At 68.2% G+C, this 24128-nt stretch carries 37 protein-coding genes and 1 pseudogene; 37 read left to right on the plus strand and 1 reads right to left on the minus strand.

What is annotated here, in order from left to right; all coding sequences use genetic code 11:
* From tuf to GXY15_04450, 31 genes are all read left to right on the plus strand, one after another.
* The coding region (gene tuf / locus GXY15_04300) for an elongation factor Tu (GenBank protein NLV40434.1) at nucleotides 1-720 on the plus strand (720 nt) is incomplete at its 5' end.
* Nucleotides 721-769: 49 nt separating this feature from the next.
* On the plus strand, nucleotides 770-1081 hold the full coding sequence (gene rpsJ / locus GXY15_04305) for a 30S ribosomal protein S10 (GenBank protein ID NLV40435.1): 312 nt from the start codon (nucleotides 770-772) through the stop codon (nucleotides 1079-1081).
* Nucleotides 1082-1133: 52 nt separating this feature from the next.
* Nucleotides 1134-1769 carry a 50S ribosomal protein L3 gene (rplC, locus tag GXY15_04310; protein ID NLV40436.1) on the plus strand — a complete coding sequence of 212 codons (636 nt, stop codon included), beginning with the start codon at nucleotides 1134-1136 and terminating at the stop codon, nucleotides 1767-1769.
* Between the two features lie 2 nt (nucleotides 1770-1771).
* Nucleotides 1772-2398 carry a 50S ribosomal protein L4 gene (rplD, locus tag GXY15_04315; protein ID NLV40437.1) on the plus strand — a complete coding sequence of 209 codons (627 nt, stop codon included), beginning with the start codon at nucleotides 1772-1774 and terminating at the stop codon, nucleotides 2396-2398.
* 2 nt (nucleotides 2399-2400) lie between these two features.
* Nucleotides 2401-2700: a 50S ribosomal protein L23 gene (gene rplW, locus GXY15_04320; protein ID NLV40438.1), complete on the plus strand. Its 300-nt coding sequence runs from the start codon at nucleotides 2401-2403 to the stop codon at nucleotides 2698-2700.
* Nucleotides 2701-2712: 12 nt separating this feature from the next.
* A complete protein-coding gene (rplB, locus tag GXY15_04325; GenBank protein NLV40439.1) occupies nucleotides 2713-3543 on the plus strand; it encodes a 50S ribosomal protein L2 in 831 nt (276 codons plus the stop codon).
* Nucleotides 3544-3598: 55 nt separating this feature from the next.
* The gene (gene rpsS / locus GXY15_04330; GenBank protein NLV40440.1) at nucleotides 3599-3865 is read left to right on the plus strand and encodes a 30S ribosomal protein S19; all 267 of its coding nucleotides are present in this window, start codon (nucleotides 3599-3601) and stop codon (nucleotides 3863-3865) included.
* A gap of 15 nt (nucleotides 3866-3880) precedes the next feature.
* On the plus strand, nucleotides 3881-4270 hold the full coding sequence (rplV, locus tag GXY15_04335) for a 50S ribosomal protein L22 (protein NLV40441.1): 390 nt from the start codon (nucleotides 3881-3883) through the stop codon (nucleotides 4268-4270).
* Nucleotides 4271-4280: 10 nt separating this feature from the next.
* On the plus strand, nucleotides 4281-5060 hold the full coding sequence (gene rpsC / locus GXY15_04340; protein NLV40442.1) for a 30S ribosomal protein S3: 780 nt from the start codon (nucleotides 4281-4283) through the stop codon (nucleotides 5058-5060).
* Nucleotides 5061-5113: 53 nt separating this feature from the next.
* Entirely contained in the window at nucleotides 5114-5524 is a 411-nt protein-coding gene (rplP, locus tag GXY15_04345) for a 50S ribosomal protein L16 (protein NLV40443.1), read from the plus strand.
* Nucleotides 5525-5574: 50 nt separating this feature from the next.
* The gene (gene rpmC, locus GXY15_04350; protein ID NLV40444.1) at nucleotides 5575-5760 is read left to right on the plus strand and encodes a 50S ribosomal protein L29; all 186 of its coding nucleotides are present in this window, start codon (nucleotides 5575-5577) and stop codon (nucleotides 5758-5760) included.
* Between the two features lies 1 nt (nucleotide 5761).
* Complete coding sequence (rpsQ, locus tag GXY15_04355; protein NLV40445.1) at nucleotides 5762-6046, plus strand: 30S ribosomal protein S17; 285 nt, start codon at nucleotides 5762-5764, stop codon at nucleotides 6044-6046.
* Nucleotides 6047-6064: 18 nt separating this feature from the next.
* The gene (gene rplN, locus GXY15_04360) at nucleotides 6065-6433 is read left to right on the plus strand and encodes a 50S ribosomal protein L14 (GenBank protein ID NLV40446.1); all 369 of its coding nucleotides are present in this window, start codon (nucleotides 6065-6067) and stop codon (nucleotides 6431-6433) included.
* Nucleotides 6434-6441: 8 nt separating this feature from the next.
* Nucleotides 6442-6753 carry a 50S ribosomal protein L24 gene (locus GXY15_04365; protein NLV40447.1) on the plus strand — a complete coding sequence of 104 codons (312 nt, stop codon included), beginning with the start codon at nucleotides 6442-6444 and terminating at the stop codon, nucleotides 6751-6753.
* Nucleotides 6754-6809: 56 nt separating this feature from the next.
* Nucleotides 6810-7355 (plus strand): 50S ribosomal protein L5, encoded by a 546-nt coding sequence (gene rplE / locus GXY15_04370; protein ID NLV40448.1) that lies wholly within the window; start codon nucleotides 6810-6812, stop codon nucleotides 7353-7355.
* A 31-nt stretch (nucleotides 7356-7386) separates the two neighbouring features.
* Nucleotides 7387-7692, plus strand: coding sequence for a 30S ribosomal protein S14 (gene rpsN / locus GXY15_04375; protein NLV40449.1), 306 nt, complete (start codon nucleotides 7387-7389; stop codon nucleotides 7690-7692).
* A gap of 28 nt (nucleotides 7693-7720) precedes the next feature.
* The gene (gene rpsH / locus GXY15_04380; protein ID NLV40450.1) at nucleotides 7721-8119 is read left to right on the plus strand and encodes a 30S ribosomal protein S8; all 399 of its coding nucleotides are present in this window, start codon (nucleotides 7721-7723) and stop codon (nucleotides 8117-8119) included.
* 36 nt (nucleotides 8120-8155) lie between these two features.
* Nucleotides 8156-8692, plus strand: coding sequence for a 50S ribosomal protein L6 (gene rplF / locus GXY15_04385; protein ID NLV40451.1), 537 nt, complete (start codon nucleotides 8156-8158; stop codon nucleotides 8690-8692).
* Between the two features lie 65 nt (nucleotides 8693-8757).
* Nucleotides 8758-9111, plus strand: a complete 354-nt coding sequence (locus GXY15_04390) for a 50S ribosomal protein L18 (protein ID NLV40452.1) — start codon at nucleotides 8758-8760, stop codon at nucleotides 9109-9111.
* Between the two features lie 91 nt (nucleotides 9112-9202).
* Nucleotides 9203-9667, plus strand: coding sequence for a 30S ribosomal protein S5 (gene rpsE / locus GXY15_04395; GenBank protein ID NLV40453.1), 465 nt, complete (start codon nucleotides 9203-9205; stop codon nucleotides 9665-9667).
* A 46-nt stretch (nucleotides 9668-9713) separates the two neighbouring features.
* Complete coding sequence (rplO, locus tag GXY15_04400) at nucleotides 9714-10184, plus strand: 50S ribosomal protein L15 (GenBank protein ID NLV40454.1); 471 nt, start codon at nucleotides 9714-9716, stop codon at nucleotides 10182-10184.
* Nucleotides 10185-10233: 49 nt separating this feature from the next.
* Nucleotides 10234-11559: a preprotein translocase subunit SecY gene (gene secY / locus GXY15_04405; GenBank protein ID NLV40455.1), complete on the plus strand. Its 1326-nt coding sequence runs from the start codon at nucleotides 10234-10236 to the stop codon at nucleotides 11557-11559.
* Nucleotides 11560-11662: 103 nt separating this feature from the next.
* The gene (gene map / locus GXY15_04410) at nucleotides 11663-12484 is read left to right on the plus strand and encodes a type I methionyl aminopeptidase (GenBank protein ID NLV40456.1); all 822 of its coding nucleotides are present in this window, start codon (nucleotides 11663-11665) and stop codon (nucleotides 12482-12484) included.
* 25 nt (nucleotides 12485-12509) lie between these two features.
* Nucleotides 12510-12725: a translation initiation factor IF-1 gene (infA, locus tag GXY15_04415; GenBank protein NLV40457.1), complete on the plus strand. Its 216-nt coding sequence runs from the start codon at nucleotides 12510-12512 to the stop codon at nucleotides 12723-12725.
* Nucleotides 12726-12809: 84 nt separating this feature from the next.
* Nucleotides 12810-13178, plus strand: coding sequence for a 30S ribosomal protein S13 (gene rpsM, locus GXY15_04420; GenBank protein ID NLV40458.1), 369 nt, complete (start codon nucleotides 12810-12812; stop codon nucleotides 13176-13178).
* Between the two features lie 84 nt (nucleotides 13179-13262).
* A complete protein-coding gene (gene rpsK / locus GXY15_04425; protein ID NLV40459.1) occupies nucleotides 13263-13661 on the plus strand; it encodes a 30S ribosomal protein S11 in 399 nt (132 codons plus the stop codon).
* A 103-nt stretch (nucleotides 13662-13764) separates the two neighbouring features.
* Nucleotides 13765-14832 carry a DNA-directed RNA polymerase subunit alpha gene (locus GXY15_04430; GenBank protein NLV40460.1) on the plus strand — a complete coding sequence of 356 codons (1068 nt, stop codon included), beginning with the start codon at nucleotides 13765-13767 and terminating at the stop codon, nucleotides 14830-14832.
* A gap of 6 nt (nucleotides 14833-14838) precedes the next feature.
* Nucleotides 14839-15216, plus strand: a complete 378-nt coding sequence (rplQ, locus tag GXY15_04435; GenBank protein ID NLV40461.1) for a 50S ribosomal protein L17 — start codon at nucleotides 14839-14841, stop codon at nucleotides 15214-15216.
* A 127-nt stretch (nucleotides 15217-15343) separates the two neighbouring features.
* The gene (locus GXY15_04440) at nucleotides 15344-16114 is read left to right on the plus strand and encodes a sugar phosphate isomerase/epimerase (protein ID NLV40462.1); all 771 of its coding nucleotides are present in this window, start codon (nucleotides 15344-15346) and stop codon (nucleotides 16112-16114) included.
* 1 nt (nucleotide 16115) lies between these two features.
* On the plus strand, nucleotides 16116-17075 hold the full coding sequence (locus tag GXY15_04445; protein NLV40463.1) for a carboxypeptidase-like regulatory domain-containing protein: 960 nt from the start codon (nucleotides 16116-16118) through the stop codon (nucleotides 17073-17075).
* 31 nt (nucleotides 17076-17106) lie between these two features.
* The gene (locus GXY15_04450; protein ID NLV40464.1) at nucleotides 17107-18048 is read left to right on the plus strand and encodes an HD domain-containing protein; all 942 of its coding nucleotides are present in this window, start codon (nucleotides 17107-17109) and stop codon (nucleotides 18046-18048) included.
* 12 nt (nucleotides 18049-18060) lie between these two features.
* Here the strand turns inward: GXY15_04450 and GXY15_04455 are convergent, their stop codons facing one another.
* A complete protein-coding gene (locus GXY15_04455; GenBank protein NLV40465.1) occupies nucleotides 18061-19602 on the minus strand; it encodes a hypothetical protein in 1542 nt (513 codons plus the stop codon).
* A 204-nt stretch (nucleotides 19603-19806) separates the two neighbouring features.
* Between GXY15_04455 and rpsF the strand changes: the two genes are divergently transcribed.
* The 6 genes and pseudogenes from rpsF to dnaB all read left to right on the plus strand — a co-directional run bounded on the left by rpsF (nucleotide 19807) and on the right by dnaB (nucleotide 24091).
* A complete protein-coding gene (rpsF, locus tag GXY15_04460) occupies nucleotides 19807-20259 on the plus strand; it encodes a 30S ribosomal protein S6 (protein NLV40466.1) in 453 nt (150 codons plus the stop codon).
* Between the two features lie 48 nt (nucleotides 20260-20307).
* Nucleotides 20308-20733: a single-stranded DNA-binding protein gene (ssb, locus tag GXY15_04465; protein ID NLV40467.1), complete on the plus strand. Its 426-nt coding sequence runs from the start codon at nucleotides 20308-20310 to the stop codon at nucleotides 20731-20733.
* Nucleotides 20619-21043, plus strand: a pseudogene (locus tag GXY15_04470) (30S ribosomal protein S18). The gene ssb and the pseudogene GXY15_04470 overlap by 115 nt, the downstream one beginning before the upstream one ends.
* 31 nt (nucleotides 21044-21074) lie before the next feature.
* A complete protein-coding gene (locus tag GXY15_04475) occupies nucleotides 21075-21989 on the plus strand; it encodes a DUF2232 domain-containing protein (GenBank protein NLV40468.1) in 915 nt (304 codons plus the stop codon).
* A gap of 63 nt (nucleotides 21990-22052) precedes the next feature.
* Nucleotides 22053-22574 carry a 50S ribosomal protein L9 gene (locus GXY15_04480; protein ID NLV40469.1) on the plus strand — a complete coding sequence of 174 codons (522 nt, stop codon included), beginning with the start codon at nucleotides 22053-22055 and terminating at the stop codon, nucleotides 22572-22574.
* Nucleotides 22575-22588: 14 nt separating this feature from the next.
* Nucleotides 22589-24091, plus strand: coding sequence for a replicative DNA helicase (dnaB, locus tag GXY15_04485; protein NLV40470.1), 1503 nt, complete (start codon nucleotides 22589-22591; stop codon nucleotides 24089-24091).
* Nucleotides 24092-24128 lie beyond the last annotated feature (37 nt).

Below are 24128 nucleotides of genomic sequence, written 5' to 3' on the forward strand. Positions count from 1 at the left end.
CTTCTGACGAAGTACGAGTTCCCCGGGGACGAGATTCCGATCATCCGGGGCTCGGCGCTGAAGGCGATGGAGGGGGACCCGGAGGCGGAGCAGAAGATATTCGAGCTGATGCAGGCGGTGGACGACTACATTCCGACGCCGGTGCGGGCGCTTGACAGGGACTTCCTGATGCCGATCGAGGACGTGTTCACGATCACGGGCCGCGGGACGGTGGTGACGGGGCGCATCGAGCAGGGCAAGGTGAAGGTCGGGGAGAAGGTGGAGCTTGTGGGGATCCACGAGGAGACGAAGGACACGACGGTGACGGGGGTGGAGATGTTCCGCAAGATGATGGACGAGGGCCAGGCTGGGGACAACGTGGGGCTTCTTCTCCGGGGCGTGGACCGCGAGGAGGTGGAGCGCGGGATGGTGGTCGCGAAGCCGAAGAGCATCAAGCCGCACACGAAGTTCCAGGGCGAGGTGTACGTGCTGAAGAAGGAGGAGGGGGGCCGGCACACGCCGTTCTTCACGGGGTACCGCCCGCAGTTCTACTTCCGGACGACGGACGTGACGGGCGCGATGGACCTTCCCGAGGGCGTGGAGATGGTGATGCCGGGCGACAACATCCGGATCACGGCGGAGCTGATCACGCCGATCGCCATGGTGGAGGAGCTGCGCTTCGCCATCCGCGAGGGCGGCCGCACCGTCGGCGCCGGCGTCGTCACCAAGATTTTCGAGTAGGAGCAACCTGGGCGCCGCGCCGCGCGGGGCCCGAACTGGAGACTGAGACATGGCATCAGGCCATAAGATTCGCATCAAGCTGCGGGCGTACGACCACCGTCTGCTCGACCTGGCGACCGCGGGCATCGTGGACGCCGCCAAGCGCACCGGCGCGGGCGTGCACGGGCCGATCCCGCTGCCGACGACGATGTCGAAGCTGACGGTGCTGCGCGGGCCGCACATTGACAAGAAGTCGCGCGAGCAGTTTGAGACGCGGACCCACAAGCGGCTGATTGACATCGTCGGGCCGAGCGCGAGCACGGTTGACGCGCTGATGAAGCTGGTGCTCCCCGCCGGCGTGGACGTTGAAATCAAGCAATAACCGCGGCAGGCGCATGGCACGGCAACGTGCCGCGTTGTAAGGACACTGAACGATGCTGAAAGGTTTATTGGGGCGAAAGTTGGGCATGACCCGCATCTTCAACGAAGACGGGCTTTGGGTGACCGTCACCCTTCTGGAGGCCGGGCCCTGCACGGTGGTTCAGCGCAAGACGACCGAGAACGACGGGTACGAGGCGGTGCAGGTGGGTTTCGGCGACGTCAAGGAGAAGCGGTGCACCAAGCCGCTGCGCAGCCACTTCCAGAAGGCCGGCGTGGCCCCGAAGCGGGTGCTCCGCGAGTTTCGGGTGGACCAGGCGAGCGTGCTGAAGCCCGGCGACGAGGTCGGCACGGACATCTTCAAGGTGGGCGACCATGTGGACGTGTCGGGCGTGTCGAAGGGCAAGGGCTTCCAGGGCATCATGAAGCGGCACGGGGCGCACGGCGGCCCGGGCGGCCACGGCTCGAACTTCCACCGGGCGCCCGGCTCGATCGGCTCCAGCGCCGACCCGTCCGAGGTCATGAAGGGCAAGACCCTTCCGGGCCGGATGGGCAACGAGCTGGTGACGGTGCAGCACCTTCAGGTGGTGGACGTCGTGCCGGAGAAGAACCTCCTGGTGGTGCGGGGCGCGGTTCCGGGCGCCCCCGGCGGGATGGTTGTGGTGAAGCAAAGCGTGAAAGGATCCAAATAACCATGGTGTCCTTGAAGGTCATAAACATGGACGGCGCCGAGCAGGGCGTCGCGCAGGCCAGCGACGCGGTGTTCGCCGTCGAGGCGAATGAGGCGCTGGTGCACGACGTGGCGGTGGGCCTGATGGCCTGCCAGCGCCAGGGCACGCACAAGACCAAGGTCCGGCACGAGGTTTCCGGCGGCGGCATCAAGCCGTTCCGCCAGAAGGGCACGGGCCGCGCGCGCCAGGGCAGCAGCCGGGAGCCGCACATGCGCGGCGGCGGCACGGTCTTCGGGCCGGTGCCGCGGGACTACCGCCAGTACGTCACGCCGCGGGCGAAGCGCCAGGCGCTGTGCTGCCTGCTGAGCGACCGCGCGCGGGGCGAGCGGCTGAGCGTGGTGCGCGGGCTGTCGGTGGAGGCGCCGAAGACGAAGGTGGTGGCGCGGATGCTGTCGCAGGCGGCGCCGGAGGCGCGCAAGACCCTGATAGTGACGGCGGACCACGCGCCGAACGTGGTGCTTTCCTCGCGGAACCTGCCGCTGGTGACGGTGCGCACGGCCGCGGACGTGAACGCCCTGGACGTGCTCCATGCGTCGCGGGTGCTGGTGCAGGAAGAGGCCCTTGCCAAGCTCGAGGAGCGGCTGTCATGAAAATTGACCCCCACAAGGTCGTGCTGAGTCCGATCATCACGGAAGAGGCGCAGATCCAGACGACGAAGTCGAAGTCGGCGAAGTACACGTTCCGCGTGACCCCGAAGGCCACGAAGTCCCAGATCCGGGACGCCGTGGAGGAGATCTTCAAGAAGAGCGAGATCCGGGTGGTCGCGGTGAACACGATGAACTACGAGGGCAAGGTGCGCAACCGCATGGCGTCGCGCCGGCCCGGACGCCGCCCCAACTGGAAGAAGGCGATCGTGACGCTCCGGCCGGGCGACGCCATCGAATTGATCTAAGGAGTTCCCGGGATGCCTCTGAAAAGATTCAAACCCTACACGCCGTCGCGGCGCTCGATGACCGTGTCCGACTTCTCCGAGCTTTCGGGGAAGGCGCCGGAGAAGGGCCTGCTGGAGAGCAAGCGCCGCATCAGCGGGCGCAACAACCAGGGCCGCATCACGATGCGGCGCCGGGGCGGCGGCGCGCGCCGGAAGTACCGGATTGTGGACTTCCGCCGGGACAAGGACATGATCCCCGCGCGGGTGACGGCGCTTGAGTACGATCCGAACCGGTCGGCGCACATCGCGCTGCTGGTGTACGCGGACGGCGAGAAGCGCTACATCGTGGCGCCGGGCGGGCTGGCGGTGGGCCAGACGGTGCTCAGCGGCGACGACGGGGTGGAGTTCGAGGTGGGCAACTGCATGCCCCTGTCGCGGATGCCCCTGGGCGCGAACGTGTACAACGTGGAGCTGCGCCCGGGCGCGGGCGGGCAGATCGCCCGGTCCGCGGGCAACGGCTGCCAGCTGCTGGCGAAGGAGGGGCGCTACGTGGCCCTGCGCCTGCCGTCGGGCGAGATGCGCCGGGTGCTCAGCAACTGCCGGGCGACGGTGGGCCGCGTGGGCAACGAGGAGTGGCAGAACGTCCACCTGGGCAAGGCGGGGCGCACGCGGTGGCTCGGCCGGCGTCCCAAGGTGCGCGGCGTGGTGATGAACCCGGTGGACCACCCGCACGGGGGCGGCGAGGGCCGCACGTCGGGGGGCCGCCACCCGGTGAGCCCGTGGGGCACGCCGTCGAAGGGCTACAAGACGCGCAAGAAGAGCAAGAGCACGAACAAGTACATCATCCGCCGCAGGAACGGCTGAAGATGGGGCCCGCCGGGCGGCGCGGGTGCGCCGGCGGCAACAAGGAGATTGGACAGTGCCTCGTTCGTTGAAGAAAGGCTATTTCATTGAGGGCTCGCTGCTGGAGAAAGTCCAGCGGCACCAGAGCTCGGGCGACCACCGCGTCATCAGGACCTGGTCGCGGCGGTCCACGATCATTCCGGAAATGGTCGGGCTGACGATCGCGGTGCACAACGGCAAGACGCATATCCCGGTGTTCGTCACCGAGAACATGGTCGGCCACAAACTGGGCGAGTTCGCGCCGACGCGTGTCTTCAAGGGGCACGCGGGCGCGAAAAAGTGACGGGAGTTTTGACCAATGGCTAACGAGCGAAACGACAGCGCGGCGGCGCCCAAGTACGCGGAGGCGCGCGCCCGGCTCAGCGGGCTCCAGATGTCGCCCCGCAAGGTGCGCCTGGTGGCGGACATGATCCGCGGCAAGCGCGTTGCGGACGCGAGGGACATCCTGCAGTTCACCGTGAAGGGGTGCTCGGAGCCGCTTCGGAAGCTCCTGGACTCCGCGGTGGCGAACGCGGAGAACGCGGCGGCGGAGGTTCGGCGGCGGATCAACACGGACGACTACCGGGTGACGCACATCGCCGTGGGCGACGGGCGGACCCTCTACCGGTTCCAGAACATGCCGCGCGGGCGCGCCGGCAGGGTCAGGCACCGCAGCAGCCATGTGGACTTGGTGATCTCGCAAGAGTAAGGAGAATGTGATGGGTCAGAAGGTGCATCCTTTCGGCTTCCGGCTGGGAGTGATTCAGGACTGGAGTTCGCGCTGGTACGCGGGAAGGAAGGACTATGTGGAGCTTCTCCACAAGGACCTGGAGATCCGGCGCTACGTGAAGCAGCGGCTGGACAAGTCGCTGTCCGACGGCCGCGCCGAGATCGCGAAAATTGACATCGAGCGCGCGGGGCGGAAGGTGAAGGTCATCCTGCACGCCGGGCGCCCCGGCCTGGTGATCGGCCCCCGCGGGGAGCGCGTGGACGAGCTGCGCAAGGAGCTCGAGGTGCTGACGGGCCAGGACGTGATGCTGGACGTGCGCGAGGTGAAGGTGCCCGACCTGAGCGCGCAGCTGGTGGCGGAGCGGCTGGCGGCGGACATCGCCAAGCGGGTGTCCTTCCGCCGGGCGATCAAGCGGGCGATGCAGAACACGATGCGCGTGGGGGCCAAGGGCATCCGCGTGCGGGTGGCGGGCCGGCTCAACGGCGCGGAGATCGCGCGGACGGAGCAGGCGCGCGAGGGCAGCGTGCCGCTGCACACGCTGAAGGCGAACGTGGACTACGGTTTCGCCATCAGCCACACGACGTACGGCACGATCGGCGTGAAGGTCTGGATTTATCTGGGCGACATCAAGCCGGGCGAGCGCGTGACGGCGGTGGGCGAGGAGATCCTGCGGGGGGCGGACGCGCGGCGCGGCGACCGGGACCGTGACGGCGGCCGGGGCGGCCGGGGCGGCCGCGACGGCGGCCGCGGCGGCCGGGGCCGGAACTGAAGAGCGGAATAGTCGCGGGCGGCGTTCGGCCGCCCGAGTGGAGAACCTGAACGATGTTGATGCCGAAGCGAGTCAAGTACCGCAAGCAGCAGCGCGGGCGACGGTCGGGGATGACCAAGGGCGCGGCGACGGTGGACTACGGCGATTTCGGGATGAAGGCGCTGGAGGACGGCTGGGTGACGGCGCGCCAGATCGAGGCGGCCCGCGTGGCGATCACGCGCCACCTGCGCCGCGGCGGCAAGGTGTTCATCCGGGTGTTTCCGGACAAGCCGATCACGAAGAAGCCGGCCGAGACGCGCATGGGCAAGGGCAAGGGCGCGCCGGAGGCGTGGGTGGCGGTGGTGAAGCCGGGGCGGATGATGTTTGAGATTGAGGGCGTGCCCGAGCAGCTTGCGCGCGAGGCCGTGAGGCTGGCGGGCTTCAAACTGCCCATAAAGACCAAGTTCGTCGCCAGGGCCATCTGACCGGGCGCAAATCGGGAGACCAGGACGTGAAGGCACGTGAATTGAGAGAGATGAACGAGGAGGCGCTGCGCGACCTTCTGGGCGCGCGCAAGGCCGACATCATGAATTTCCGGCTGCAGCTTGCCACCAGCGTGGTGGAAAACGTGCGCCAGGCGCGCGAAAAACGGCGTGACATCGCGCGCATCCTGACGATCCTCAGGGAGCGGGAGCAGTCCGCGGCGAAAGGGATGAAGTAGGATGGAAGACCGGGTGAATGCAGAAGTCGTTGACGGGCGCGGGCACCGCAAGGACCGCGTGGGCATCGTGGTGGCCAACAAGTCCCAGAAGACCATCACGGTGGCCGTGGAGACGGTGAAGACGCACCGGCTCTACAAGAAGGCGCTCAAGCGGACCAAGAAGTTCCGTGCGCACGACGAGGAGCAGCAGTGCAACCTCGGCGACGTGGTGCGCATCCGGGAGACCCGCCCCCTCAGCGCGACCAAGCGCTGGCGCCTGGTGGAAATCATCAAGCGTGCCGACTGACCAGGGAAGGACTGAGTCATGATACAGATTTACTCAAAGCTCAACGTGGCCGACAACTCGGGCGCGCGCACCATCCGGGTGATCCAGGTGATGGGCGGGTCGAGGCGGCGCTACGCCGGCCTGGGCGACATCGTCACCGCGAACGTGCGGGACGCGCTCCCGAACGCCGCGATCAAGAAGGGCGACGTGGTCAAGGCCGTGGTCGTCCGCGTGAGGCACGACACCCAGCGCCCGGACGGGACGGTCATCCGTTTCGACACGAACGCGGCGGTGATCATCAACAACCAGAAAGAGCCGCGCGGAACCCGGATTTTCGGGCCCGTGCCGCGCGAACTGCGCGAGGGGGGGTTCCTGCGGATCCTCTCCCTGGCGCCAGAAGTGCTGTGAGGTAGGCCATGTTCATCAGAAAAAAAGACACGGTGGTGATCACACGCGGGGCCTACAAGGGCCGCCGGGGCAGGGTGCTGGAAGTGTACCCCAAAGAGGGGCGCCTCCTGGTGGAGGGGGTGAACATGATGAAGCGGCACACGCGCGCCCGCAGCCGGAACCAGTCCGGCGGCATCGTGGAGCGCGAGGCGCCGATCCACATCTCGAACGTGATGCCCTGGTGCGAGGCGGCCGGCAAGCCGTCGCGGATCGTGATGAAGCGCCTGGAGGACGGGCGGCGCATCCGGGTGTGGAAGCTGACCGGAGAGACGCTTGACTGACCGGGTCCGCCCGTGTCGGATGGCAGGATGGAACCAGAATCAAGGAGTGGCCCGCCGTGGCAGACAGACTCAAGGACAGGTACAGGACGGAGGTGGTGCAGGCGCTGATGGGCGAGTTTAAGCACTCGAACATCATGGAAGTGCCGCGCCTCGAAAAGGTGGTGGTCAACATGGGCGTGGGCGACGCGATCGCCGACGCGAAGCTGCTGGACGCGGCGATGGCGGAGCTGGCGACGATCACGGGCCAGAAGCCGAGCGTGCGCCGGGCGCGGAAGTCCATCTCGAACTTCAAGCTGCGCGCCGGCGTGGCGATCGGCTGCGCGGTCACGCTGCGCGGCGACCGGATGTGGGAGTTCATGGAGCGGCTTTTCAACGTCGCCATCCCCCGCATCCGCGACTTCCGGGGGATCAACCCCCGGGGCTTCGACGCCTTCGGGAACTTCACGCTGGGCCTGCGCGACCAGACGATCTTTCCGGAGATCGACATGGACAAGGTGGCGCGCGTGCGCGGCATGAACGTGACCTTCGTGATGAAGGCCGCGTGCCCGGCGGCGGAGAGCCTTTACCTGCTGAAGAAACTTGGAATGCCCTTCGCCAGCTGAGGCGGGGCGCCAGAAGAAGAGGACAAGACCCGTGGCCAAAACGAGCAAGATTGAGAAGAACAAGAAGATTCTGCGCCTCATGGCGAAGCACCACGCGCAGCGCGAGGAGTTGAAGGCGCGGGTCCAGGACCAGGAGCTTTCCTTCGAGGAGCGCAAGGCGGCGATGATGACCCTGGCCGCGCTGCCGCGCAACGCGTCGCCGGTCCGCTACCGGAACCGGTGCAAGGTGAACGGGCGGCCCCGCGGCTACCTGCGCGCCTTCGGCATGTCCCGCGTTTCGTTCCGGGAGCTTGCGCTTGAGGGCAAGATCCCCGGCGTCACAAAGTCCAGTTGGTAACAACAGCCCATTAGGAAGAGCACGAACCATGTCAATGAGTGACCCGATCGCCGATCTGCTGGCCAGGATCCGCAACGCCGTGCAGGCGCGCCACGCGACCGTGGACGCCCCGCACTCGCGGCTGAAGGTGGAAATCTGCCGGATCCTTAAAGAGCAGGGATTTATCAACGGTTTCGAGGTGGCGGAGGATCCGAAGCCCGGCATCATCCGGATCACCCTGCGGTACCTGCCGGACGGCACCTCGGTGCTTCACGGCCTGCGGCGGGTGAGCAAGCCGAGCCTGCGCGTCTACGTGGGGCACGGCAGCATCCGCCCGGTGCGCAGCGGCCTGGGGGTTTCGATCCTCAGCACGCCGCGCGGGGTGATGACGGGGAAGAGCGCCCAGCGGTCGAAGGCCGGCGGCGAGGTTCTTTGCGAAGTGTGGTAACGGCCCCCCGGCCGCAACGTTGAAAGGAGTGACGCAGTGTCACGTGTAGGAAGAATGCCGGTACCCCTCCCGAAGGGGGTTCGCTGCGAGCAGTCGGGCGCCGTCCTGAAGGTGACGGGCCCCAAGGGCTCCCTTGAGATGTCGGTAAACCCCGAGATTTCGCTTGAAATCACGGACGCCGAGGTTGTGGTGACGCGCCCCTCGGACAAGCCGGTGCACCGTTCGCTGCACGGCCTGACCCGCGCGCTCGTCAACAATCTTGTGGTGGGGGTGAGCCAGGGCTACCAGAAGACGCTGCTGCTTGAGGGCACGGGCTACCGCCTGGCCATGCAGGGCGCCAGCCTGAGCCTGACGGTGGGCCACAGCCACCCGGTGGTGTTCGAGCCGCCCGCGGGGATCACGCTCGCGGTCGAGGGCACGCAGACCCTGCGCGTGTCGGGGATAGACAAGCAGCTCGTGGGCCATGTGGCGGCGCGCGTGCGCCGCATCCGCCCGGTGGAGCCGTACAAGGGCAAGGGCCTGCGCTACGAGGGCGAGAAGGTCATCCGCAAGGAAAGCAAGAAGGGCGCCTGATCCCGGCGCGTCGCGCGCACAACGCGCGCGCACCCCGGGGGGCAGCCCCTTAGGAGAGCATTGAGATGGGCAACCTGAAGGACAAGACGGCGCACCGCCTGCGGCGCGCGAAGTACATCCGCAAGCGGATCTCCGGCACGCCGGAGCGGCCGCGGCTGCGCGTGACCCGGACCCTGGGCCACATCTACGCGCAGATCATTGACGACACGACGGGCCGCACGCTGGCCAGCGCGTCGTCGGTGGCGCTCAAGATCGGTGGCGGGAACATCGCGTCCGCCAAGGCCGTCGGCAAGGCCCTGGGCGAGGCCGCCCTGGCCAGTTCCATAGAGAAGGTGAGCTTCGACCGCGGCGGCCGTCTGTATCACGGGCGCATCAAGGCCCTGGCCGACGCGGCGCGCGAAGCCGGTCTGCAATTCTAGACAGGAGACAAATCCTTTGAGCAGCACAGCGTCAGGAAACAGGCGGGATGACCGCCGCCGCAGCCGCGATGACGAGCCCCAGAACGAGTTCATCGAGCAGGTGGTGAAGATTTACCGCGTGGCCAAGGTCGTCAAGGGCGGCCGGCGGTTCAGTTTCAGCGCCACGGTGGTCGTGGGCGACGGCAAGGGCCGCGTCGGCGCGGGCAAGGGCAAGGCGGGCGAGGTGCCCGAGGCCATCCGCAAGGCGGTGGAGCGCGCGAAGCGCGACATGGTCACGGTGCCCATCGTGAACACGACGGTGCCCCACGAGGTGATCGGCCGGCTCGACGCGGCGCAGGTGCTGCTGAAGCCCGCGTCCCTGGGCACGGGCATTGTGGCGGGCGGCCCGGTGCGCGCCGTGGTGGAGGCGGCGGGGTACCAGAACATCCTGACGAAGTCTCTCGGGTCGAACAGCGCCACGAACGTGGTGTGGGCGACCATCGAGGGGCTCAAGCAACTGAAGACGGTGGAAGACCTTGCCTCCGAGCGCGGACTGGAAGTTTCCGAGGTGCTCTGAGCCGGGGCCGACGGCGCCGCGCGCGGCGCGGCACAAGGATGAAAACATGGAACTGCACTCACTGAAAGCGGGCCCCGGGGCCCACAAGAAGGCCAAGCGCAAGGCGCGGGGGCACGGGTCCGGCAACGGCAAGACGGCGGGCCGCGGCTACAACGGCCAGAAGTCCCGGTCCGGCTACAGCCGCAAGATGGGGTTTGAAGGCGGGCAGATGCCGCTGAACCGGCGGCTGCCGAAGCGCGGGTTCTTCCACGAGAAGCGCCGGCCCTTCGCCGAGATCAACATAGACGTGCTGGCCGACCGGTTTGCGGACGGCGACCTGATCACGACGGAAATGCTCCAGGAGCGGGGCATTGTGAAGACCGAGTGCGCCGGGGTGAAGCTCCTCGGCCGCGGCGAGCTGGCCAAGAAGTTCACCATCCGCGTGGAGCAGGCCTCCGCCTCGGCGAGGGCCAAAGTGGAGAAGGCCGGCGGCACCCTCGAACTGGCGCCCGCGGCGCCGGCCGCGGAAGGCGCGTGAGCGCCGGCGCGGACATGCGGAAGGCCTGGAATAGCAAAGGATTGTTTCAGTGGCAGAACCGGTAGAAGCCTTTAAAAACGCGTTCAAAATCCCGGAACTCCGCAGCAGGCTGATCTTCACCCTGTTCATGCTGGTGCTGTTCCGCCTCGGCGCGTTCGTTCCGGTCCCCGGAGTGGACGGCGCGGCGCTGGTCGAGATGCTCGGCCGCACCGGGGGCGGGCTCCTGGGATTCTACGACATGTTCACGGGCGGCGCTTTCAGCCGCGCGACGGTGTTCGCCCTGGGCATCATGCCCTACATCACGGCGTCCATCATCCTGTCGCTGCTGATCCCGGTGATCCCGTCCCTGGAGGCGATCCAGAAGACGGGGGCCGAGGGCCAGCGCAAGATCAACGAGTACACGCGCTACGGCACCATCGCCCTGTGCATCGTGCAGTCGGTGCCCATCAGCCTCTATCTGCAGAGCATGGGCGGGGAGGTGGTGCCGAACCCCGGCCCGCTGTTCATCGCCCTGAGCGTGCTCACCCTGACCACCGGCACGGCGTTCCTGATGTGGATCGGCGAGCAGATCAGCGAGCACGGCATTGGAAACGGCATATCGCTGCTGATCTTCATCGGCATCGTGGCCGACATGCCCAACGCCCTGCGCAACGCGGGCCGGATGATCGCCAACGACCAGATGAGCGTTTTTGTCGGCCTGGCGCTGGTGTTCATCATGGTGATGGTGACGGCCGGGGCCATCGTGATCACCACGGGGCAGCGCCGCATCCCCGTGCAGTACCCGCGCCAGATCAAGGGCCGGGGCATGACCGGCGGCACGCGGACCTACCTTCCCCTGCGTGTTAACCACGCGGGCGTCATCCCGATCATCTTCGCCAGCTCGATCCTCATGCTGCCGGGGACCATCGCCGAGCAGATCAAAATCCCCGGGGTGGAAAGCGCGGTGGCCTGGCTGTTCAACCCGTACGGGCTCCCCTACAACCTGATGTACGCGGGCATGATCATCTTCTTCGCCTTCTTCTACACGGCGATCACGTTCAACCCGGTGGAGATGGCGGACAACCTGAAGAAGTACGGCGGGGTCATTGTGGGCGTGCGCCCGGGCAAAACCACGGCGGACTACCTGAACTCGGTCATGGTGCGCATCACGACGAGCGGCTCGCTCTTCCTGGCGGCGGTGGCCCTGGTGCCGATGGCGCTGTTTGCGGTGCTGGGCGTGCAGGAATTCAACCTGATCCATTTCTTCGGCGGCACGACGCTCCTGATCCTGGTGGGCGTGGGGCTGGACACGATCAAGCAGATCGAGCAGCACCTTATCATGCGCCACTACGAGGGTTTCAGCAGCGGGCGCGGCAAGATCCGCGCGCGCCGGTAGCGGCCGCGGGTGAACCGTTCGCGGCGGCTGTGTTACAATTGAATACTTCACTTCGGTCCGCGGCCGCGGCGCGCGCGGGGCGGTCAAGACGGGTGGTCCCTGGATGATAGCGATCCGCAGCGAGCGGGAAATCGGCCTGATCCGCGAGGCGAACCAGATTGTGGCGGCCGTGCACGACCTTCTGTCGGGCATGGTGGCGCCCGGCGTCACCACGCTGGAGCTGGACCGCGCGGCGGAGGCCCTGATCCGGGAGCGCGGCGCGAAGCCGGCCTTCAAGGGCTACCGGGGTTTCCCCGCGACGCTGTGCGTGTCGGTGGACCAGGAGGTGGTGCACGGGATCCCCGGCAGGCGGGCGCTGCGCGAGGGCGAGCTGGTCAGCATAGACTGCGGCGCCCTTTACCACGGGTACTACGGCGACGCGGCGGTGACCCTGCCGTGCGGCGAGGTGGACGAGGCGCGGCGCGGCCTGATGCGGGCCACCGACCGGGCGCTGGCGCGGGCGGTGGCGGCGGCGCGGGCGGGAAGCTATCTGCGCGCGGTGGGCCAGGCGGTCGAGGCCGAGTGCCGCCCCGCCGGGTACGGCATCGTGCGGGACTTTGTGGGCCACGGCATCGGCACGGAGATGCACGAGGACCCGCAGATTTTGAATTTTGACTCGGGCGAGAACGGGCCCCTCCTCCGGGAGGGCATGGTGCTCGCCATTGAGCCCATGGTAAACCTGGGCACGCACCGCGTGCGCGTGCTGCGGGACGGGTGGACGGTGGTGACGGCGGACGGCAAACCGAGCGCCCATTTCGAGCACACGGTGGCCGTGCGGAAAGGCGGCGGCGAGATATTGTCACAGGGTTCCCGCATCCGGTGGGGGCTCCTGGACGGCGAGAAGGACGAGGCCCGCGGCCCCGGGGCGGCGGGCGGGAAGGCGTGATTCCGGAAACGGAAGAAGAAGCTGCATGAAAGAAGAGGCAATCGAAGTCGAGGGCACGGTGGTTGAGCCCCTGCCGAACGCGATGTTTCGCGTGGAGCTGAAGAACGGGCACATGCTGCTGGCGCACATCTCGGGCAAGATGCGGATGCACTACATCCGGATCCTTCCCGGCGACACCGTGAAGGTGGAGATGTCGCCCTATGATCTGACACGGGGCCGCATCGTCTACCGTCAGAAGTAGCGGCCCGCACGACAAGGCATGACAGGAGGCCCCCGCGGGCCTGGACACAGGGCGCGCGTTGCGCGCAACCGGGAGAGACAGTTCATGGCGCGTATCATTGGCGTGGATCTGCCCCGCGAGAAGCGGATTGAGGCGGGGCTGCAGTACATCTACGGCATCGGGCTGACGCGTTCGCGGAAGGTGCTGGCGGCGGTCGGCATCAGCCCCGACATCCGCGTCCGCGACCTCACGGACGAGCAGGTGTCCGCCATTGCGGCATGCATCCAGAACGAGTACAAGGTGGAGGGCGACCTCCGCCGCGACACCGGGTCGAACATCAAGCGGCTGATGGACATCAACTGCTACCGGGGCACGCGCCACAAGCGCGGCCTTCCGGTGAACGGCCAGCGCACCAGCACCAACGCCCGCACCCGCAAGGGTCCGCGGCGCATCGCGGTCGTCAAGAAGAAGTAGCGGCGCCGCCGCCCCCGCCGGGGGGGAACCCAGGGCACAAGGAACGCGCCGCGGCACTGCGGACGCTCAAGGAGACCAGCAAACGTGGCGAAAGACAAACGCAAGGCAAAGACGAAGAAGCGCAGGCTGGCGCTGAATGTGACCTCCGGGGTCGCGCACATCCAGGCCACCTTCAACAACACGATCATCTCGATCACCGACATGCAGGGCAACGTGATCTCCTGGTCGAGCTCGGGCCAGGTCGGGTTCTCCGGATCCCGCAAGAGCACCGCGTTCGCCGCCCAGGTCGCGGCCGAGCAGGCGGGGAAGAAGGCGCTGGACATGGGGCTGCGCGAGGTGCGGGCCTATGTCAACGGGCCGGGCGCGGGGCGCGAGTCCTCCATCCGGGCCATCCAGGCCGCCGGGCTCACCGTCACGCTGATCCGCGACGTCACACCGATTCCGCACAACGGGTGCCGGCCGTCTAAGCGGCGGCGCGTCTGAGGCGCCGTGACGGCGCCTGCGGCGCCGTGGCGGCTTTTCGCACACGTGGCTTCCAAGAGGGGCGTGCGTCTGCCAGGGCTCAAGTGTTGAAAGGCGTGAACTGATGATAAGCAAAGAATTCACCATCCCCAAGACCGTGAAGGCCGATTCCGGGGCGGACGGGCACAGCGCCCGCATCGTCGTGGAGCCTTTTGAGCGCGGCTACGGCACCACTGCGGGCAATGCGCTCCGGCGCGTGCTGCTGGCCTCCCTGGAGGGGTCGGCGGTCACGGCGATCCGCTTTGAGGACATCCACCACGAGTTCTCGGCGGTTCCCGGGGTGCTGGAGGACGTCACAGACGTCGTCCTCAACCTGAAACGCTGCCGGATCCGCCTGAACGACAAGGAATCCGTCATCTTCACGTTCACGTGGACGGGCCGGGAGGGGCCGGTCACGGCCGCCGACCTGTTCGCCGGGCAGGACATAGACGTTTTCAACCCCGACCACGTTGTGTTCACCTGCGTCAAGGCGGGGACGAAGATCAGCATGGAGATCAAGGTCGCCCGGGGCCGGGGCTACGTCACGGCCGACCAGTTCGAGCTGGAGCACGCCCCCCTCGGCACCATCTATCTCGACGCGGGCTTCTCCCCCGTGGTCAAGGTGAACTTCCAGGTGGAGGACGCGCGCGTCGGCCACCGCACGGACTACGACCGCCTCATCCTCGACATCACGACGGACGGGTCCATCTCGCCGTCGGACGCGCTGACCGAGGCCGCCGACCTGCTGATCCGCCACTTCACCATCTTCATCCCGAAGGAGGACGAGGAGGGCGGCGCCGGCGGCGGCGGGATACCGGAGGACAGCGAGCTGGTGCAGCTTCTCACCCGGCCGATCGCCGAGGTCGAGCTGAGCGTGCGCGCGGCGAACTGCCTCAAGGCGGAGCGCGTCCGCACGCTGGGCCAGCTTGTGGCCCGGACGGAGCCCGAGCTTCTCGCCTTCCACAATTTCGGCAAGCAGTCGCTCAAGGAGATTGAGGACAAGCTTGCGGAGCTGGGCCTGAGCCTCGGCATGGCCGTGGGCGCGCTGGGCGACATCCCCGCCGACGACCCGGCCGACGAGGAGGACGAACCGAAACCCCGCCGTCGGAAATCCGCCGACGATGATGACGAAGACGAAGACGAAGAGGAATAACCAGAAATGCGACACATGAAATCCGGCCGCCGGCTCGGCCGCGACACGTCCCACAGAAAAGCGACCATGAAGCACCTTGCCGTGGCCCTGTTCCGGCACGGCGCCATCACCACCGGCGTCTTCAAGGCCAAGGAGCTCCGCATATTCGCCGAGCCCCTGGTCACCCTGGCGAAGACGGACTCCGTGGCCAACCGCCGCCGCGCCTTCGCCGCCCTGCGCGACGACGACGTCGTCCGCAAGCTGTTCAACGAGATCGGCCCGTCCTTCTCCGAGCGCCCCGGCGGCTACACGCGCATCCTGCGCCTCGGCAACCGCAAGGGCGACGGCAGCCCCGTGGCCCGCATCGAGCTGGTCGGCATCGGCGAGTACAAGCCGGAGGAGTAGCCCCCGGTCCGGGTAGTTTTTCAGACGGAGCAGCACGCCGGCACACGGCCTGCTGCTCCGCCGTTTCTCTTGCGGCGCCGCGCGCCGCCCGCGGGCCGGGTTCCCCGGCCCCCGAAAGGAGCCCAGGATGCCCCGTCCCCACGCCCTCCAGCTCTATTCGGTCCGTGACGAGCTCGCCGCCGATGCCGGGCGCGCCCTGGCGCGGGTCAGGGCGGCCGGCTACGACCACGTCGAGCTCGCGGGCACGGCCGGCCTGCCCCAGGAGGAGTTCGCCGCCCTGCTGGCCGGGGCGGGACTGCGGGCCGTGTCGGCCCATCTTCCCTACGCGGAGCTGACCTCGGACCCCGCCGCGGCGGCCGAGACCGCGCGGTGCTTCGGCGTCGGCCACGTGGTCATGCCCTGGATAGACCCCTCCGCCTGCGCCGCAGCCGCCGACTGGGTGGCCGCGGCCCGCGCGCTGGACGCGGCGGGGGCGTGCCTTCGGGCCGAGGGGGTGACCCTTGGATACCACAACCACGACCACGAGATTCCGGCGGTCTTTGACGGGCGCAGCGCGCTGGACCTTCTGATGGCGCACAGCGACCCCGGCCATCTCACCCTGGAGCTGGACCTGTGCTGGGCCGCCGCGGGGGGGGCGGATCCCGCCGGGCTGCTGCGCCGTTACGCGGGCAGGGCGCCCCTGGTCCACGTGAAGGACAGCCGGCCCGGACCGGACGGAAACCTTGTCTTCACCCCCCTCGGGCGCGGTACCATGTGCTGGGAGACCCTGCTTCCCGCGGCGGAAGCGGCCGGGGCCGCGTGGTTCATTGTGGAGCAGGACACGGCCCTTGGGGACGCCATGGCCGAGGTGGCCGAAAGCGCCGCCTTCCTGCGCCGGTACAACGAAGAAGCGGGCTGACATGAAAGAAGAAACCACGCGGCGGGCCATCCCGCGCCGCCTGCGGGCCGCGGTCTTTGCGGCCGCCGTTCTCGCCGCCTCAGCCTGCCTGCCGGGCTGCGGTTCGCGGACGGTTGTGCGCGGCACGGTGCGCGATGTGGCGGGCGAGGCCCTGCCCGGGGTGGCGGTGGCGGTGGACGGGGCCGAGGCGGACCTGATCACCGACCTGCAGGGGCGCTACGCCGTCCGCGCGGGGCGGGGCCGCGCGGCGCTCACCTTCATGAAGACGGGGTACGCGACGGCGCGGATCGAGGTGGAGGCGCCGGGCGGCCGGGTGGACGCCCCCGAGGCGCGCCTTTGGCCGCTTCCGGAGTCCGAGGGGGTGTTCCTTTTCTCGGGCTACCGCTACACCGAGCTGGAGCGCCCGCGCCCCCTGGCCTACATGACCGCAGACCGGGGCGTGGTCCACGGCACCCCCGTCACCCCGGCGGGCGAGGGCGTGGCGCCGTTCGGCGGCGGCACAGCCGGCGCGGAGGGCCCCCTGCTGGCGGCCTGCAAGCTTCCCGGCTACGACGCCCGCCTGGTGCGCCTGCAGCGCGTGGCGGCCAAGCAGACCCAGGGTGTGCGGCCCGGCACCTCGGGGCCGGTGCTCCGCGAGGTGGAGGAGCAGGTGTGGGTGGCCGACACGCCGGTGCCCGCGACGATGGAGTCGCTGGACGGGCAAGAGCACCAGCTGGTGCGCATTGAGCCCGTCGAGCCGCTGACGCCGGGCGTGTACGCCGTGCATTGGGGCGTCCTCGACGGCCTTTCGGGCATCGAGCAGCGCGCTTTTCTGTTCCGGGTCTTCGACCCCCTGGGCGGGGTGGAGGCCCAGGATGAGGCCGGCGGGGGCAAAGACGGGGCGGAGGAGGCGGAGAAAGAGCGCCGCCGCCTGGAAAACCAGAAGGAAATGAACAAGGAGACGGACGAGGGGATGGGCTGAGCCCCGCCCCGCCGGTTTCCGGAGGACAAAGATGAAGCGCCAGTATGTAAACGCCCTGCAGGAGGGGGACCACGTCAACGACTACTTCGTGGCGTCGCGCAAGGACCTGCGCCAGAAGCAGGACGGCGGAAAGTTCCTCGGCATGGTCTTCAAGGACAGGACCGGGGAGATCGGCGGGGTCCTGTGGAACAACGCCACCGACACCGCCAAGCTGTTTGAGCCGGGAGACGTGGTCAACGTGCGCGGGCTGGTCAGCGTGTTTCAGGGGCGGCTGCAGGTCCGGGTGGAGGCGGTGCTGCCCATGCGTTCCGACGAGTATTGCGTCGAGGACCTGGTGAACACCCCGGAGAACGCCAAGGAGAGCCTGGACGGCCTGATGGCCCTGCTGGACACGGTGGAGGACCCGCATCTGGCGCGCCTGCTGGCCGCGTTCCGCGGGGACAAGGCCCTGATGGACCAGTTTGCCGCGGCGGCGGCGGCGAAAAAATGGCACCATGAGTACGCGGGCGGCCTGGCGCGGCACTGCTATGAGATGGCCCGCCTCGCCGTCACACTTTGCGAGCTTTTTCCCGAGGTGAACCGGGACATCCTCCTCTGCGGCATCTTCCTGCACGACATCGGCAAGCTCGACGAGATGAGCCACGAGCTGTTCGTGGACTACACGACCCCCGGCAAGCTGCTGGGCCATCTGCACATCGGCTGCCGGATGGCCGAGGCGAGGATGGCGGAGGTGGCGGACTTCCCGGAGCCCCTCCGGATGCGGCTCCTGCACTGCATCCTCTCCCACCACGGCGAGCTGGCCAACGGCTCCCCCGTGACGCCGCGCACTCTGGAGGCCGTGGTGCTGCACCACCTCGACAACCTGGACGCCCAGGCGACGGCCTTCTCCCGCATCATCCGCGAGACGCGCGACAAGGGCCAGGAATGGTCGGAGTACATCCCCCTCATTGACCGGGTGATCTGGGCAAAATGACGGCGTCCGCCTTCAGCGCGCCAGTGACCGGTTGATCACCGCCTGGATGTCCGTGGCCGAGAGGCCGCGCCCATCCACGTCCGCGTCCACGCCGACCGTGTCTCCGAGCACGGCGTTGACGGCGAGCTGGATGTCCGCCGCCCCGACCAGGCCGTCGCCGTCGAGGTCCCCGTCCGAAATGGCCACATCCCGCCGGGTGGCGGGCCCCCCGGCCACGGTGATCCCGTCCACATGGTAGGGGATGTAGCCCGGCGCCTCCCAGGAGAGGCTGTACGTGCCCGGCAGGAGCAGGCGGTGGTAATTGCCCGCGTGGGGGCTGGAGAAGACCGGCTGGCTGTTGCCCGCCACGTCCACCCGCGCGAGGACCGGCGCGCCGGTGGCGCGGTCCAGGCACAGCCCGCGCACGCCGAGGTGCGCGGTCTCGATGTAGGCCAGCATGGCCTCGCGGTTGGCCTCCCAATACGACGGGAGCAGCGTGTAGTTGGGCCACTTCGTCGTGCCCAGCTCCACCGTCACCTCCAGGCACCCCATGAACCGGTACGACCAGTCCTGCATGGTGCCTGTGGCGGCGTACCAGGCGGAGCCGTTGGTGATCCCCTGGGGGAAGAGCGTGCTCGCGTACATGTCCGGATTGCGGGAGGAGTACTCCAGGGAAATCACCCGGAGGAGGTCCTCGTCCGGCGAAAGGGCCGGCTGCCCGCTGGGCACGCCCGGCTGGTGGTCGTAGGGGTAGTTGACGACCAGCGCGCCGCCGTGGAAATTGGCGGACAGGACAAAGGGCCGCGAGGCGGACCAGCGCATGACCGCGGCCACCTCCGGCTGCCGGTCCCCGTCGCCCAGCGGCGAGTCGAAGAAGGTGCCGGTGTAGTTCGCGCCGTAGACCGGGAAGACCCGGTTAAGGTCCTGGCTGTTGGCATTGTAGCGCGAGCGCGCCTCCATGCCGTCCGGGTTCAGGAGCGGCACCAGCCAGAGGTCCGTGGCGTCCACCAGCGCCGTGAGGCGCGGATCGGTCCCGTAGCCCTCCAGCAGGAGTTCCGCCAGCTCCAGCAGCAGTTCCGTGCCCACGGGCTCGTTGCCGTGGATGGTGGAAAGGAGCTTTACGGCGGGCTTGTCCGCCTCCACGGCCGGGTTGGCGGTGATCCGGAGATACCATAGGTTCCGCCCCTGCGCGGAGGTTCCCAGCGACCCCGTCGCGCACAGCCCGGGATACGCCGCCGCCCACTGGGTGAAGGCGGCCTCAATCTCGGGGTTGGCGCGATAGTTGAGCACCGCCTTGTCGTCCGGCGCGTCCGGCGGCAGGATGCGGTAGGCGCAGCCCAGCGCGTCCAGCGCGGCGCGGTCGTTCCCGAGCAGATAGACGCGCGCGGTGAGGCCGGCAACGTTGTCCACCACCAGGCCGGACGCGGCGAGGCGGGCCATTTCCTCCGGGGACGCGGCGGTGACCTCGGCGACCTCGCCGCGGGGAAAGGCGCCCCCGTCCGCGAAGACGGCGGCGCACAGCGTCAAGGCGGCGGCCAGCGCCGGGGCTGCGGCGTTTCGGAGACAGCGGGTCATGATCGCGTGCGAGTCCTCCAGCCGGGGCCGCGCACGGCGTCCCCGCATTCAAAGTATAGCAGAAAGTGCGGGCGCGGGCCGGGCGAAGGCGCGCCGCGCGCCGCGAAACAAGTTGAGCCGGGGCCCGAAATATGCTATGATTGCAAGCTACTCGCCCCGGCTCCCGCCGGGGCTTGAATTTCCGCAAAGGAGGTGAAAAGAAACATGAGAACATACGAAGCGCTGTACATCGTCGCCCCTGACATGGACGACGATGCCATCCAGGCGGTGGCCCAGGGGGTCGAGGACCTCATCACGTCGAACGGCGGAACCATCGCGCGCTCCGAGCACTGGGGCCGGCGGAAGCTGGCCTACGAGGTGAAGAAACACGGCGAGGGCTACTACGTCCTGCTGCGTTTTGACGCCGAACCCGGAGTGGTGAAAAAACTTGACACTATGTTCAAGTTGTCCGAGTCGGTGATTCGGTTCCTGATCCTCTGCCTTGACGCGCGCACGCTCAAGCTGGAAATCCAGCAGCAGCACCAGCGCGAGCAGGAGGCCGAGGCGGCGGCGTCCCGGTCCCGCGAAGCGGGCGGGGACGACGATGAAGACGACGATTTCGACTATGCCGGCGCGGGGCGCGGGCGGCGTCGGGGCCGTTCAGACGACGACGATTAACCGAAAGGAACCGGGACAATGGGAGACCTCCGCTTACCGGATCTTAACATGGTGATTCTGGCGGGGCGCCTGACGCGCGACCCTGAGCTGAAGTACACAGCGTCGGGCCAGGCCTACTGCAAGTTCGGCATGGCCAACAGCCGGTATTTCAAGGACAAGGCCGGAAACCGCCAGGAGGCGACGACCTTCGTGGACGCGGTCGCCTGGGGGCCGATGGCCGAGTTTGTGGGGCAGCGCCTGCACAAGGGCCGGGCGATCCTCATCGAGGGCAGGCTGAGTTTCAGCGAGTGGGAGGACCGGAACACCGGCCAGAAACGCTCCCGTCTCGAGGTGAACGCCACGCGCGTCTCGCCGCTGGAATGGGACGAGAACCGCTCCGGCGGTCCGGCGCCCCGGCCCGCCCAGGAGGCGCGCCCGCCCGAGCCGGCCGAGCCCATGGAAGAGCCCATAGCCGAGGACGACATCCCGTTCTGACCCAAGAAACCGACAGGACAACCGGAATATGGCAAAAATATCGGCCAAGGCGAAGGCCAAAATTCGCGACAAGAAGCTCAAGCGCAAGAAGAAGAAGAAATCTTCGCGCGCCAAGATCTGCCGGCTCACGGCCGATCGGGTGGTGTTTATTGACTACAAGGACACGAACCTCCTCAAGCACTACGTGACCGAGCGCGGGAAAATCATCCCCCGCCGGATCACGGGTGCCAGCGCGAAACATCAGCGGATGCTCACGCGCGCCATCAAACTGGCGCGGGAAGTGGCCCTGCTGCCGTTCTGCGCCGATTGAGGAGCGCGGCTGACGCCGGGACGGCGCGCCCATGAACGCTTCGGCTTTCGCGGGGTTCCTTCTGGTGGCCGCGGTCGTTGCACTGCCCTTTCCCGTGGCGGTGCTCTGGATCCGCGGCCGCCGGGCGTCCGCCCTGCTGCTGGCCCTGGTGGCGGGCCTCCCGCTCTTCGCGGCGGGGGGCGCCCCCGTCACCCTGGCGGCGGCGGCGGTGGTGGCCGCCGCGGGCACGCTGCTGGCGCGTCTGGCGGGGCGGGGCTGGTCCTACGGCCGCTGCGTGGCGGCGCTGGCCCTGCTGCTCTTTTTTCTGGCCGCGGGCGGCGCCTCGGCGACGGCCCGGCAGGACTGGACGGTGTTTTTTGCGGCGCGTGCCGCGGAATTTGAATCGCCTGACGGCGCTGGAAACGCCGCGTTTGCAGGCTGGCTGAAATGGCTGGACGAGCACCTGGTCTTTGTGGGCTACGGCCTGCTGTTCCAGGGGGCGCTTTTCGCGGCGGCGGTCCAGGCCGCGCTGTTTTTCGGCTGGCTCCGCGCGACCGCCGGGGAGGGCGCGGCGCCCCTCCCGGAGGGGCGCTTCCGGACCATGCGCCCCCCGGAATGGCTGGTGTGGGCGGTGATCCTGGTGCTGGTGACGTGGCTGGTGGACAACCGCTGGCCCAACGACGCCCTGCGCGCCTGCGCCTGGAACGGCGCGGTGGCCCTGGGCGCGGTGTACTGGCTGAACGGGCTCGGCATCCTGCTGTGCGCCACCGAGGCGTTCAGGTTCCGGCCCGGACTGGTGGTGCTGACCGTGTCCCTGGTGTTTCTGCTGACCCAGCAGCAGCTGCTTGCGCTGGTGGGGCTGGTGGACATCTGGTTCGACCAGCGGCTGGCGGCGGCGCGGCTTGCCGAGGCGTGGCGGACGCGGCGTGACAGACGAGACGACGACAACGACGACAACGACGAGTAACGAACAGCGCGCCGGCGGCCCTTCGGGGGCGCGGCGCGAAAGAACACAAAGGGAGTGGTGACCATGAACGTCATCCTGTGCGAGAACATTGAGAGCCTTGGCGTGATGGGCGACCGGGTGAGCGTGGCGGACGGGTATGCGCGGAATTTCCTGATTCCCCGGAAGCTCGCCGTGCCCGTGGACACCGCGTCCGCCAAGCAGATTCAGCACGAGCTGGGCATCATCAAGCGGCGCGAGGACAAGCGCCGCACCGAGATGACGGCCGTCGCCGACCAGATGCGCGGCCTGACCCTCGAGTTTCAGATGCGGGCCGGGGAGGAGGACCGCATCTTCGGCTCCGTCACCCCCCAGATGATCGCCGAGAAGCTGACGGAGGCCGGCCACGCGGTCAGCAAGAAGTCCGTCCTCCTCGAAGAGCCCATCAAGTCGCTCGGCATCTTCAATGTGTCGGTGAAGCTTTTCCCGGGCGTCGAGACCGAGGTCAAGGTGTGGGTCACGGGCCTGGAGAACGAGGTCACCACTTCCGAGGCCGAGGTTGAGGAAGAGGACGACGACGACGACGACGAGGACGACGACGACTTCTAAGCCGGGGGCGTACCGTGAGCACGACTCCGAGGAAAAAGACGCCGGCCGGCGCCGGCGGCGTCACCTTTGACCGGACCCCGCCCAGCAGTATAGAGGCGGAGCGGTCTGTGCTGGGGTCCATCGTCATCAGCCCCCAGGCCGTCGGCCAGGCCGTCGAGATCCTCGGCGAGTCGGGCGAGGCCGCCTTCTACGTCCCCGCGCACCAGTTCATCTACAACGCCTGCGTCGCCCTGCACAAACGAAACTACCCCGTGGATCTCGTCACCCTCACGGACGAGCTGGCCCGGAACGGCCAGCTCGACGCGGTGGGCGGGGCGACCTACCTCTCCGAGCTTTCCGGCGTCGCCCCCACCTCGGCGAACCTGGAATACTACGCGCGCATGGTGCAGGACACGGCGGTGCTCCGCAGCCTGATCACCGTCTGCGGCAACGTCAGCGCCCAGGCCTACAGCCACGAGGAGTCCGCCGACGTTGTGCTCGGGCAGGCCGAGAAGGACGTCTTCGAGCTCAGCCAGCGGCGCCAGACCAGCCAGGTGCACCCGCTGAACGCCCTGCTGAACGAGGGCGTCAGGCAGCTTGAGGAGAAGATCAAGAACAAGACGAGCATCACGGGCGTGCCCACGGGCTACCCGGACCTCGACAAGCTCCTTTCCGGGCTCCAGCCCTCCGACATGGTCGTGCTCGCCGCCCGCCCCTCGCTGGGCAAGACGGCCCTCGCGCTGAACATCGCGGCGAACGCGGCCATGCAGCAGGGAAAGCGGGTGCTCATCTTCAGCCTGGAAATGGCCAAGGAGCAGCTCGTGCAGCGCCTGCTCTGCATGGTCGGCGGCATCAACTCGCAGAACCTGCGCGACGGGTTCCTGGCCGACCGGGAGTTCCCGAAGGTGCAGGCCGCCTGCCAGGACCTCATGTCGGCGCAGATATTCATTGACGAGTCCGCCGGCCTCACGCCGCTCGAGCTGCGCTCGAAGGCGCGCAAGACGGCCCTGGGCCTGAAGGCCACGGAGGACAGGCCGGCGGGACTCGACCTGGTCATCATAGACTACCTCCAGCTCATGCACATCGCCGGGCGCCAGTCGGAAAGCCGGCAGACGGAGATTTCGGAGATCAGCCGGGCCATCAAGGGGCTGGCGCGCGAACTCCACGCGCCCGTCCTCGCGCTGTCGCAGCTCAGCCGCGAGGCGGAGAAGGACGACAACGGCACGCCCAAGCTCTCGCACCTGCGCGAGTCGGGCGCCATCGAGCAGGACGCCGACGTGGTGATGATCCTCTCGCGCCCGCCGCTCAAGGAGCGCACGGCGGACCGCGAAAACGTCATGTGGGTCAACATCGCCAAGCAGCGCAACGGCCCCACCGGCCGGATCGAGCTGCTGTTCCAGCGCAATCTCCAGCGCTTCGTGTCCCTCGCCTCCGGCCCGGACGGGCACGCGGCGGCGCACACCGCGCCCTCGCAGGTGCCCGACGCCTTTGACATGGAGTCGGCGGCGGCCTACGGGGAGGACGAGGTGCCGTTCTAGGCCCCGCCGGGGCCCCGCAGACAACCGCCCCGCCCGC

Source organism: Candidatus Hydrogenedentota bacterium (genome assembly GCA_012730045.1).
Lineage (GTDB): Bacteria > Hydrogenedentota > Hydrogenedentia > Hydrogenedentales > CAITNO01 > JAAYBR01.